General features: G+C 42.9%; 9 protein-coding genes. 6 read left to right on the forward strand and 3 right to left on the reverse strand.

Annotation, left to right across the window (positions count from 1 at the left end):
- The first annotated feature begins 33 nt into the window (after positions 1-33).
- The 3 genes from BLT94_RS15645 (at position 34) to BLT94_RS15655 (ending at position 5,008) form a co-directional block, all read left to right on the forward strand.
- On the forward strand, positions 34-2,202 hold the full coding sequence (locus tag BLT94_RS15645; RefSeq protein WP_245743147.1) for a sensor histidine kinase: 2,169 nt from the start codon (positions 34-36) through the stop codon (positions 2,200-2,202).
- Positions 2,203-2,205: 3 nt separating this feature from the next.
- A complete protein-coding gene (locus BLT94_RS15650) occupies positions 2,206-2,844 on the forward strand; it encodes a response regulator (protein ID WP_092236102.1) in 639 nt (212 codons plus the stop codon).
- 298 nt (positions 2,845-3,142) lie between these two features.
- Entirely contained in the window at positions 3,143-5,008 is a 1,866-nt protein-coding gene (locus BLT94_RS15655) for a methyl-accepting chemotaxis protein (RefSeq protein ID WP_092236105.1), read from the forward strand.
- 158 nt (positions 5,009-5,166) lie between these two features.
- On the opposite strand, the gene BLT94_RS15660 is transcribed toward BLT94_RS15655, so the two are convergent.
- From BLT94_RS15660 to BLT94_RS15670, 3 genes are all read right to left on the reverse strand, one after another.
- Entirely contained in the window at positions 5,167-5,619 is a 453-nt protein-coding gene (locus BLT94_RS15660) for a MarR family winged helix-turn-helix transcriptional regulator (protein WP_014959207.1), read from the reverse strand.
- 237 nt (positions 5,620-5,856) lie between these two features.
- Positions 5,857-7,587 (reverse strand): TRAP transporter permease, encoded by a 1,731-nt coding sequence (locus BLT94_RS15665; protein ID WP_092236108.1) that lies wholly within the window; start codon positions 7,585-7,587, stop codon positions 5,857-5,859.
- 57 nt (positions 7,588-7,644) lie between these two features.
- Complete coding sequence (locus tag BLT94_RS15670; protein ID WP_014959205.1) at positions 7,645-8,652, reverse strand: TAXI family TRAP transporter solute-binding subunit; 1,008 nt, start codon at positions 8,650-8,652, stop codon at positions 7,645-7,647.
- A 252-nt stretch (positions 8,653-8,904) separates the two neighbouring features.
- On the opposite strand from BLT94_RS15670, the gene BLT94_RS15675 reads away from it, so the two are divergent.
- The 3 genes from BLT94_RS15675 (at position 8,905) to priA (ending at position 12,753) form a co-directional block, all read left to right on the forward strand.
- Entirely contained in the window at positions 8,905-9,783 is an 879-nt protein-coding gene (locus BLT94_RS15675) for an NAD(P)-dependent oxidoreductase (RefSeq protein WP_092236111.1), read from the forward strand.
- A gap of 5 nt (positions 9,784-9,788) precedes the next feature.
- Positions 9,789-10,226: a YqaA family protein gene (locus BLT94_RS15680; RefSeq protein WP_014959203.1), complete on the forward strand. Its 438-nt coding sequence runs from the start codon at positions 9,789-9,791 to the stop codon at positions 10,224-10,226.
- A gap of 88 nt (positions 10,227-10,314) precedes the next feature.
- Positions 10,315-12,753, forward strand: coding sequence for a primosomal protein N' (gene priA, locus BLT94_RS15685; protein ID WP_014959202.1), 2,439 nt, complete (start codon positions 10,315-10,317; stop codon positions 12,751-12,753).
- Positions 12,754-12,767 lie beyond the last annotated feature (14 nt).

Below are 12,767 nucleotides of genomic sequence, written 5' to 3' on the forward strand. Positions count from 1 at the left end.
AGGGTCTGGGTGTTGTCCCTTTGTGCAAAGTCATTGAAAAAGTTTAACCATGCGGATATACTTGTTTTCATGCGACTTCGAATCATCATATTGATATTGGCGCTGTTTGTGTTTTTATCCGCTTCAACCGGCGGATTCTTATACTATTACTCCTTTCGAAAGGCTGCCTTTCAAAAGACGGAAACCAATGCCTATTCCAGGCTTAAACTCCTGACAGGTCACCTGTCTTCGTATCTTTCAGAACATATTAAACCGGTTAAAACCCTTTCGGGTATCAGAGAATTAAAAACAGTGCTTAAAGATACCAACCTGGAAACGATTTACAGGGCCAACAAGATCCTTGATCATTTCGCACAATCTCTTGATCTTGATGTCAGCTACCTCATGGATAAAAACGGCATTACCTTATGTTCCAGCAATCGCAATGCCCACGACAGTTTTGTGGGGCATGATTTTTCCTTCAGGCCTTATTATAAAAAAGCTGTTAACGGTATTGCGTCAACATATCTGGCTCTTGGCACAACTTCCAGCAAAAGGGGGGTTTATTATGCCCACCCGGTTTATGATGAAAACAATAGTGATATCCTTGGGGTTGCAGTTATCAAAACATCGGTTGAATTTGTTGAAACAAAATTGTTTTCCAAATCAGATGACTCTCTTCTTTTTGTTGATACAAATGGTGTTATTTTCATCTCAAATAAGGATGAGTTGAGGTTTAAGCTCTTATGGCAGTTGAATGAAGAAAATATCAGTAAAATTGAAAACTCAAGACAATTTGGAAACGGCCCCTGGGCCTGGTCCGGTTTTTCAAGAGACAAAAAAAATCATATAAAAGACGGGTATGTGATGGATAAAAACAATGCCCGATACCTGTTTACAAGCCTTGATGTTGCAAATTATCCGGGTTGGAAAATTATTAGTTTAAGAAATTACAAAGAAATTGAACGGCAGGCAGTCCAACCCTTTGTCAGGGTTACAGGACCGGTTATCATTTGCGTGTTGATCCTGACCGGTTTTTTAGCCCTGATTCTTTACCGGCTGGGAAGCCTGGAAATCACAAAACGGAAAAAAGCGGAAAAAGAACTTCGGCTCAGTGAAGAGCGATACAGACACATCTACCATAAAACCCCGGTCATGCTTCATTCAATTGATATCCGAGGAAGGATTATACGGGTTTCTGATCACTGGGTGGAGGTAATGGGGTATCAACGCGAAGATGTTATTGGCAGACAGCTCATCAGTTTTTTTACGCCTGAGTCTAAAAAATATGCAGTGAATGTTATCTTTCCCCGATTTTTCAGTACTGGATTTTGTAAAGATGTTCCTTATACCTATATTAAAAAAAATGGAGAAAATTTGGATATCATGTTGTCCTGCTACGGGGTCAAGGATGAAAACGGTGATATTGTCAGATCCCTTGCTGTGAGTGTGGATGTGACGGAAAAAAATCGCACGCAAAAAGATCTTCAGATCGCAAAAGAAAAATTATCGCAATATTCTCATGACCTGGAACAGCAGGTAAAAAAGAGGACTGCCCAGCTTGAAAAAACCCGGGATAATCTGAAAAATCTATCAAAGAATATTATTGATTCCCAGGAAAGGGAAAAAGCAGTTGTAGCAGGGGAACTTCACGATCATTTGGGGCAGGTGCTGACCGCCCTGCGATTTGATGCGGTATGGGTGGAAAAATATTTAACAGACATTGATGAAGCCGCAGGGAAAAGGGCAGGAAAAATGTGTTCACTGATTGATGATACCATCACGGATGTAAGGGCCATGGCCTATCGTTTAAGGCCAAGGGTCCTGGATGATCTTGGGCTTGTGGATGCTCTGGAATCATTGCTTTCTGATTTTGAAAAGCGGTCAAATGTTTCATGTGTGTTCAAGGCCGGTCAAATTCCAAAAATTGACGACACCCTTGCCACAGCACTTTACAGGATAGGTCAGGAAGCTGTAACCAACGCACTTAGGCATTCCAATGCCACTACCATTACAGTTGAGTTGAAAACAGATAAAACAGGCATTGTTTTAACCATACAGGATAACGGATGTGGCTTTGATCTGTTTAATGATAAAGAATTTGCCGGATTCGGTCTGGAGGGAATGAAAGAACGGGCCGATCTTGTTGAAGGAAAACTTGACATATCTTCCCGATTGTCGGAAGGGACAACAGTTTGCTGTAAAGTAAAAATAAAAGGATAATTCATGATTAAAGTGCTGCTTGCCGACGACCACAGTATTGTCAGGGAAGGGTTAAGAAGAGTTCTGGAAGACAGCAATGAGATTGAGGTGATCGCCGAGGCAGCAGACGGCCAGGCAGCTTTGGACGAAGCCATCAACAAAAAGCCCGATGTGGCGGTGATTGATATCTCAATGCCGGGAATGGATGGTCTTGAGGTGACCACCCGATTGAACAGTTACTGCCCGGATGTTCCTGTTCTTATCTTAACCATGCATGATGAAGAGCAATACGTTATAAGAGCCATAGAAGCCGGTGCCATGGGATATGTCACAAAACAGTCCGCTCCTGAACAGCTTGTGGCTGCCGTAAAGAAAATCCATGAAGGCCGGCGGTATCTGACGGAAAAAGCCAGTGAGGCTCTGGCCCTCAGGGTTATCCGTGGAAATAAAAGTCAAACACTCACGGAATCGTTGTCCATGCGCGAGCTTCAAGTATTGCGAAAACTTGCCATGGGCTCGACAAACAGGGAAATTGCAACGTCATATAATATCAGCGTAAAAACCGTTGACACCTACCGGTCAAGAATCTTAAAAAAACTTAATTTAAGAAATAATGCCGAGTTATCCAGGTATGCCATTCAAAACAAACTGGTGGAATTATAACTTATTGGTTTAATAAGATTGTTTTGATTTCATCGCCACATGCATCTGCCCGATTTTTTTAAATTCACTTGACAAGTTTTCTTTTTTTTAATTATTGTGTGAATTTAATAAACTAGAAAAGAGGAAAAAAAATATTATGTTGTTATATGAAAATATTAAAAAATTATCGGAATTTTTAACCTCATCATCAGCATCGGAGGCATAACTTTTAAAAAAAATCGTATGACGATAATATATCTTAAACGGAGAGGGTCTTGAAGGTTCTCCATTATTAATTATTGTAAAATCGGGTGTGATTATGAAAACTATTAAGGTTCAAATGCTTGTAAAGTACAGTATTGTAATGATTTTAATTGTTGCTGCCATCGGCATGATTGTATCCTGGCAGTTAGACAACAGTATTACAAAGCAAGCCGTAGCAATAAGCAATGGGCTTGTCAATCAAAATAATGCAACTATCGCCAGCTATGGCAGAGTTCTGGATCTTTTTATTAATGATGTTAAAGAAAATGTTCGAACGACGACCAAAGAAATTTCGAATAATTCTTCTGTTCGGAGTCTTGTTGAAATGGTTCTGGCGACACCGCTGAGTTTTCAACTGGCTGAAATAGGCAAGCAAAAGGCAATTGACTATTCCGTTGTGCTTGATATAAAGGGCGGCTGTATCGCGACTTTTCCAGCAGACGCGGATCAAGGCTGGTTGAATAATTATTATAAGGAGTCAAAATACGGCCCTCTTATAAAAGAGCTTATCAACAGTAAGGATAAGGATGCTGTTTTAAAAAACGGACTCATGGCAAAATTCACGGCTGATTTTCTTAAAGCGCTTAATTTAAGCCATAAAGATGTTTCAGGAAAAGGAACCATAGGCATCCTGTCGGCAGATATTATTCTGGATGATTTCGGAGGCCCTGTCGGGGTTTGTATTAATGGAAAACTGTTAAATGATTTTTCTGATAATCCATTAAAAAAATTATTTAAAACTATTGATTCTGCAAGTGCGATCTATTTTGAAGGGATTCCCCTGGTGTTTGCAGGGTTTGATCCGTCAAAACAAGCCGTACCCGATGAAGCGTCCCGACTGGCCTTGGACCCGGATATACAAAAGGATATTCTAAGTAATCCTGACGGAATTTATCGTGAAGTCCTGCTTGCAGACAAAAAATATCTCACCAAATGTTCAGTAATGACATCCTTTGACGGAGAAACATTAGGTTCCATTTTAGTGGGTGTGCCCAAAGAAAATGTGAGCAGCACAATACAGACATTGATTGATTCCGGCCTTGCAGCCAAACGAAAAGTTCAAACCTGGATCATTGGAGTTGCCCTTGTGGGCATCTCATTATTCATTCTTGGCTCCCTTCAAATTTCCAAAGGAATTGTGAGGCCTATACTGAAGGTTGTTGACGGATTGTCCGACAGCGCTTCCCGGCTGGCATCCGGAGCAATTCAAATTTCATCTGACAGCAAATCCCTTGCAGAGGGATCATCCGGCCAGGCTTCCGCTATAGAGGAAACCTCTGCATCCATCGAAGAAATGTCTGTGATGACCAAACAAAACGCCGACAATGCACAAAAGGCTAATCTTCTCATGCAGGAAGGCAACCATGTGATAAAACAGGCCAATCAGGCCATTACCAATTTAAACACTTCCATGAATGAGATTTCCACGGCCAGTGAGAAAATATCCAATATTATTAAAACCATTGATGAAATTTCATTTCAAACCAACCTGCTGGCATTAAACGCTGCAGTTGAGGCTGCCAGGGCAGGTGAGGCAGGTGCCGGATTTGCAGTGGTGGCCGATGAAGTTCGCAGCCTGTCCATGAGGGCAGCTCAAGCTGCTAAAAGCACTTCCCAGATGATTGAAGGAACGGTGAATACTATTGGTGAAGGTTCTGCAATGGTCTCTCAGGCAAGTGAAGTGTTCATCCATCTGACTGAAAGCATCTCTGATGTGGCGGCTCTGCTCAATGAAATCAGCACAGCCTCCAATGAACAGGCGTTCGGAATAGAACAGGTGAACAAAGCTGTATTGGAAATGGACAAGGTGACACGGCGGAATGCCGACAGTGCTAAAGAGTCGGCCAATACCTCTTCGGAAATAAGCGGTCACGCACAGCAGATGAAAGTTATGGTAGGTGAGCTGGCAGCTTTAGTATAAATACGCAATAACGGCCATGGCAGATCACTCTGCCACAACAAATAATGAAAGATATTTAATTTCAGCAGTTTAAAAATTCTTTCATATAAATCAAGAGGATAACAAGGGGCATTGCCGGATATTTTTCCGGCAACAACCATGTAGGGCAATCAAATAAATTATTGATCGAGCTGTTCAAAATTTAAAAATATTTTATTTAAAGTGGTTTTGCACTGGTTGATTTCTTCTGAAGAAATGCCCTGTTCCGCCTCTTCCAATAATTCTTCGACAATGGCAATCAACTCGGTTTTAAATTCTTTGGCTTTATTGGTAAGATAGACCAATTTGCTTCGTTTGTCATTTCTATCAGGAACCCTTAATACAATATTTTTCTTTTCCAGGACATTCAAAAGACGTGTAATAGCGGCCTTGTCTTTTACCGCAATATTGGAAAGCTCCTGCTGGGTCTGTCCGTCTTTCCTATACAGATGAACAAGGATGCTCCATTGCTCATAGCTTACATCAAAACCGCTTTGAGAAAATTTTTTAGTCAGTCTTTTTATGATTGAGCGGGATGTGCGGCCCACTAAATATGCAATTGATGAATCAATAAGTTTGTTGAATATTTCCATTTAGATCTATTTTATTTCCCATATTAAAAATATTACACAGATTAATGTGTAAATATTATTTTGTATTTAATTCTAAACCTTTTTGGCTAATATTGTATAAAATCGTTGACATTGCAACTATTTTTTTAGAAGGATAACGCTTGAACAATCAAATCCCCTTTGAAATGACCTGATTTCAAAGGGGATTTGATTGTTTTTTTGGAAGGGCTGGCCTGGACGAAATAAAAAAAAGGGCGTTTATGCTGGTTTTTTTTTGAAAAGTTTTTTTATGTAGCCGATCCAGATACCGCTGAGGAACCATGAATATGCCCAAGTGCCGAAGAAAATCAAAACAAATGCTTTAATAATGTCGGTTGAACTGCCGTTAAGCGAGAATCCAGGGACATAGCCGAAAAGGATGGGCCCCAGGTATAAAAATTTAGCAAACTTAAATGAGGTAAATGCGGTTTTCCACATGTTTGCTTTTGCAATTGTGGCACCTGCAAATGCCGCAATGCAGACCGGTGGGGTGATATTGGAGTCTTGTGACAGCCAGTAAACAATCATATGGGCAGCTATCTCATTTACACCCAAGTGAGTCAGGGCCGGAACAGCGACCACGGCAGTGATGAGATAGGCAGCCGTCACCGGCACTCCCATTCCCAGCACAAGGGATGCAAGCGCAACCAGCATTATGGTCAGCAACAAGGAACCTCCTGCCAGTTCTATCATAATATCGGCAAAGGTCAGCACCAGGCCGGAGAAGGTCAACACGCCGATGATAATACCGATAATACCCACTGTTGCACCAATCTTAAGGCTGTTTTCAGTTCCTTCTCTTGCCGCTTCAACAAATCTTTTGGGACCGATCCTGGTCTCTTTTCTGGCATAACTTATGGCTATACAGGATACAAGACCCAAAATGGCGGAATATCCGGGAGAAAATCCATATAGCATAAAAATGGTGATGACAACCAATGGAATGATATAAAACCATTGTTTCTTAAAAATCTGTGTGGCTGAAAATTCTGATTTTTCACCCACAATATTATATTTTTTAGCTTCATAATGGACCATGCAGAAAACAGAAAAAAAATACATCAGGGCCGGAAATATGGCCACCAGCATTATTGTGGAATAAGGTACACCTGTCAGTTCCGCCATGATGAATCCTCCCGCCCCCATAATCGGGGGCATGAACATGCCGCCTATGGAAGCGGCCGGTTCTATTCCCCCGGCAATATGAGGTTTGAATCCTGCTTTTTTCATCATGGGAATGGTGAACATGCCTGTGGAAACCGTGTTTGCAATGGCTGATCCCGAGATGGACCCGAACAGTCCTGATGCAATAACCGACACTTTTGCAGGCCCGCCGATTTTATGTCCTACGGCAGCAAGGGGCCATTCAATAAAAAATTTCTGAGCACCGCATTTTTCCAGGAATGCACCAAAGAGTACAAACAAAATCACATAGGTTGCCAGAACATTGGCCATTATCCCAAAGACGCCGTCGCTTTTGTAAAATATGCTGACACACAATTCAGTGAACGGGGCACCTGCATGGGAAACCAGATCCGGTGCCAGATATCCATAAACACCGTACGTCAGCATGATGACACCCAAAAAGACAAACACACCGCCTACCACCCGTCTGGCCAATTCCACACCAATTAACACGCCGATAATGGCAAAAAACATATCCGTGGTTGTTTCAGCGCCTGTCCTATAATTAATGACCTCAAACATAAAAATCCAGTATCCAATGGACAGAACGGAAAGAATAATGAGGATATAGTCCACAAACCTCATGATTCTGGATTTGGCTTTATACAGCAGGAAGACAAGAACATAGGTTATAATGACATAAACCCCCCTGTGATACTGGGTTGCCATGGGCTGGATCACCGCAGCATAAGAGTAAAAAACCACCAGGATCACCGAGCATGCATCAAACACGATTTGCTCAAATTTGTTTAGCTTTTCGTACATGATTTGCCTTCCTGTTTTTTAAATTAATAGCCCTGTTAACTTATTTTAACGATTAACTTATTTTAAAACCCCTTTTTCTTTCCAGAATTTTTCAGCACCCGGATGGAAAGGTGTTACGATACCATCGGCACCGGTTTCAACTGCCATATATTTGAAGGTCTTTTTCTGTGATCTCATGTGGGCCAGCCCCTCATCCGTAAAGATCAGGGAAAGCATTTTATAAACATGATCGGCAGACACTTTTGGATTTGCCACCCAGAGAGCGGAATCCTGGAACGAGGGAGAGTCATACTCTACACCCTTGTATGTATTTGCAGGGATGGAAAGTTTTGCAAAGTAAGGATATTTTTTATAAAATCCGCTTGCTTTAGCGTCTTCATCAAGATTTATAAGTTCAATGTCATTTGTCTGGGCCGCCATGATAACGGCACCGCTGGGAAAAGCCGTGAACAGCCAGAAAGCATCCAGCTGGTTGTTGCCAAATGCCTGAGCCGCATCATTATACCCCATTGCATTTCTTTCGATTTCATCCCAGACTCCCATGTGGGAAAAAAACAGTTCACAGTTTGCAAACGCACCTGAACCGGCATTGCCGACCCCGACTTTTTTGCCTTTCAGATCTTTTACGCTTTTAATTGCTGAACCTTTTCGTGTAACCAGCTGAGCCGGAGCGCCATAGAGCCATGCAACAGCAAGGACATTTTCATATTTTTTTGTATCATTTTTCATCATGCCGTTTCGACCCAGGTAGACATGACCTGAGTACACAACGCTCATCTGTTGAGCCCCGGAATCTGTTTTTCTTAAATTTTCCACTGAACCGGCTGAAGATTGTGCCTGTACTTTAAATTCTGCAACAGCTTTCATGGGTTTATACACCTGGATGGCATTGGCCACCACCTGGAATGTCCCACCGGCAGGGCCGCCACCAAAAACGATTCTACTTGTTTCTTTTTTTTCAACAACCGTTGGTGCCTTTTTGAATATACCCGAAATATAGAGTCCTGCAAAAATCAGGACAATTACAACTGCTCCAATGATTATTAATAACCCCTTATTTTTCATTACGATCCTCCTGTTTTTGGTGTTTAAAAAGAATCTATCTTTGCCGTTAAAAGGATATCAAATATGGCGTCAATGAATCAATTGGAGGATTTCTGATTCTGGTGTAGGTAAATTTCTTACAAAATTCATAGTTTTACTTGTTTTTGGGGTTGATCATAACTTTGGCTGTCTATTGGAAATTACATCGTATTGATTAACCCTTAAAAAACTGTCATTAATAGGGAAATTTAATTTTTTTGGGAGATATTAAAAATGAGTGTCGAACCGGGACAAACCAGTGTCGGATTTATCGGATTGGGTGTCATGGGGCAAAGCATGGCAGGCCATATTTTAAATGCCGGATATGAGCTGCATGTCCATACCCGTACACGGCAGAAGGCTGAAATAATCCTTTCAAAAGGTGCTGTCTGGGAAGATACAGTGGGGCGCTTGAGCAGAAAATGTGATGTGATTATTACCATGGTAGGATTTCCCGCTGATGTTGAAGATGTGTACCTGGGGCCGGACGGTATTTTAAACCATGCAGGAAAAGGTACTGTTGTGATTGATATGACCACATCCAGCCCGGATCTTGCAGTCAGGATTTATGAACAGGCAAAGTTGTTCAGTATTGAATGTCTTGATGCACCGGTGTCCGGCGGTGACCTGGGGGCTTTGAACGCTACACTTTCCATTATGGCGGGTGGGGATAAAAAGATTTTTGATAAAATGATCCCTTTGTTTGAAGTGATGGGTAAAAATATTGTATTTCAAGGCAAAGCAGGATCAGGCCAGCATACAAAGATGGCGAACCAGATTGCCATTGCCGCCGGAATGGTCGCGGTTTGTGAGTCCCTTGCCTATGCAAAAAAAGCAGGCCTTGACCCTCAAACCGTACTCAAGAGTATAGGGCAGGGAGCTGCAGGGTCATGGTCTTTGAACAATCTGGGTCCCCGTATGATTGCCGGTGACCTTGAACCTGGGTTTTATATCAAACATTTTATAAAGGACATGAAGATTGCCATAGCATCTTCAAGTCGTTCGGGTCTCAGAACTCCTGGGCTTGATCTTGCCATGTCCCTGTATGAAAAAACAGTCAAAATGGGATATGAAAACAAGGGAACCCAGGCACTTTTTAAGTTGTTTGAATAGACCCTGTGGAAATTTTGAGTGAATACGGCTATTGGGGACTGTTTCTTGCTTCGTTTCTTGCCGCAACCATTCTCCCCATGAGTTCCGAAGTGGTTCTGGGCTATTTGTTAACTCATGATCTGAGTCCTTATATAACGGTTTTTGCAGCGACTTCGGGCAATGTGCTGGGATCTGTCGTAAATTATGGTTTGGGAATTTTGGGCAGCCGGATATCTTTTTATAAAATTTTTGGCTTATCAGACCTGGCAATGGGGCAGGCTGAAAAACGGTTTAAAAAATACGGGGTTTTCAGTCTTTTGTTTGCATGGGTTCCTGTTATTGGAGATCCCTTAACCGTGGCAGCAGGCGTGCTGAAAATAAATTTTGTTGTATTCCTTTTTCTTGTGAGCGTCGGTAAATTTTTGCGGTATTTGTTTGTATCCTGGGCGGTTTTATCGATTTAAGAGGTTTTTGTCTGATTTGACATGATTTGTAATTGTTTCAAGCCAGTCTTATGTTGAAATATTTCGGTTTTTGTGGTCAATAGGACAAATGATTAAGACACCTTACATATCGGTTGCCGTGACTCTTCCTGTAATGCAGTCCTATACATACCGGGTTCCGGATCAACTGAAAGCGGTTTGTTCCCCGGGAATGCGAGTCCTGGTTCCGTTCGGAAGAAGACGTGTGACCGGATATATCCTTTCCGGGCAGGAAAGCTGTGACGGGTTTACAGCAAAGAAGATTCTGGATGTATTGGATGATCATCCCCTGTTCCCTGAATCACAGATTTCATTTTTCAAGTGGATTTCAAATTATTATATCCATCCTCTGGGGGATGTTATTAAAACAGCTCTTCCTTCGGGTTTTGATCGTCATGATGTCTCCTGTGTGTTTGTGACCCGGCAGGGGCGGCATAGCTTGAATAATGCCAAGGTAACGCCGGGGGAAGCCCAGGTCCTTGAATCTATTCTGCAAAAAGAATCGTGTACCCTGAAACAATTGGTGAAAAACAGTAAAAACACCACCATCAATGCCCTTATCCGCCGGATGGAAAAAAATGATCTGATAACGGTTTCAGCAGTTTTGAAAAAAGACGGGGCCACCATAAAAAAAGAAAAGTTCATCCTTTGTGGGGATGGCCCTAAAACAGCTCTTCGCATGTCAAAAAAACGGGAAAAGCTCCTTGCACTGGTCAAAAAGAAACAAGAAATTTCCCTGACCGGGTTGAAAGCTAAGATTCCCACTGCGCCGGCATTGATCAAACCATTGGCCGAGGCCGGATATGTCAAAATCATTCAACGCCAGGTTTTCAGAGACCCCCTGGGTGATCCTGTTGAGCCGGACAGACCACCGGAACTGACAGCGGAACAAGAACGGGTGGTAAGGCAGGTACAGGACAAATCAGGCCAAAGATTTAGCCCTTACCTTTTGTCCGGTATCACAGGTTCCGGCAAAACAGAAGTTTACATGCGGCTGGTCTGGGATGTGATTGAAAAGGGGAGAAACGCCATTGTGCTGGTGCCGGAAATTTCCCTGATCTCCCAGACGGAAAGACGGTTCAGGGCAAGGTTTGGTGATAAGGTTGCCGTGATTCATTCTGCCTTGTCCAAGGGTGAGCTGCTGGACCAGTGGCGAAAAATCGTTTTAAAAAAAGTAAAGATTGTTATCGGGGCCAGGTCTGCCGTGTTTGCACCGTTTGAAAATATCGGGGTCATTATCGTGGACGAGGAGCATGACGGGTCTTACAAGCAGGAGACAGGTCTCAGATATAATGCAAGGGATCTGGCCGTTGTCCGGGCAAAGCTTAACGGCTGCCCCGTGATTTTAGGGTCTGCCACCCCTTCGGTGCAATCCTATCAGAATGTGGTTCTCAAGCGGTTCGAAGAATTAAAACTTGAAACCCGTATCAACCGTCATCCCCTGCCGGAGATCATCCTTGTGGATTTGAAAAATTATAAAGATGCCAGGGGCAGTGACCGGATCATTACGCCAACGCTTGCGCAAGCGATCAGGGCCTGTCTTGATCAAGGAAAGCAGGCATTGATTTTTCTGAACCGGCGGGGTTTTGCAACCTTTCCGGTCTGCATGGACTGCGGCAAATCCTTGTCCTGTAAATATTGTGATATTACCATGACCATGCACAAAGGGCACAATGAATATCAATGCCATCTTTGCGGTTATGCCCGGTCCGTCAACATCAAATGCCCGGAGTGCGGGTCTAAAAAAATAAAGCTGTTGGGGTTTGGAACTGAAAAAGTTGAATCCATGCTAAAGGCCCTGTTTCCGGATGCAAGGCTTGCGAGGATGGATCAGGACTCCACATCCCAAAAAGGGGCCACCATAAAAATATTGAAGAGTATCCGAAACCGGAATATCGATATTGTTGTGGGAACCCAGATGCTTGCCAAAGGGCATGATTTTCCCTCTATCACCCTGGTGGGCGTGATTTGTGCCGATTTGTCCTTGAGTCTTCCGGATTTCAGGGCAGGGGAGCGAACATTTCAGCTTCTGGCCCAGGTGGCCGGTCGTGCAGGAAGAGGGGATACGCCGGGAAAAGTGATTATGCAGACCTATAATCCCGAACATTTTATTATTGAAGCCTCCAGGAAACAGGATTTTTTTGAATTTTTTCAAAATGAAGTGCCGTATCGGAAAGCCTTGATGTATCCGCCCTTCTCGCGGATGATTCAGTTGAAACTGTCGGGAAACAGCGCGGCAAAGGTAAAAGTCTATGCCGCCACTGTTGCACAGGTTCTCAAAGCCATGGTTGAAGCTCAGGAAAATCAAAAGGATCTGGTTCAGGTTTTGGGACCCATTGAGGCGAGTATTCCCAAAATTTCTTCACGGTTCAGATGGCAGATTCTTGTGAAAAGCCCTTCTTCAGCAATGTTAAACCAGCTGATAAAATCCATGATGGATAATCCCAAGACAAAGCCCAAGTCAGGGATGCGGCTGATTGTGGATGTTGATCCGTATTCTTTAATGTAGCGGGACCGGCAGAC

Source organism: Desulfobacula phenolica (assembly GCF_900105645.1).
GTDB classification, from domain to species: domain Bacteria; phylum Desulfobacterota; class Desulfobacteria; order Desulfobacterales; family Desulfobacteraceae; genus Desulfobacula; species Desulfobacula toluolica.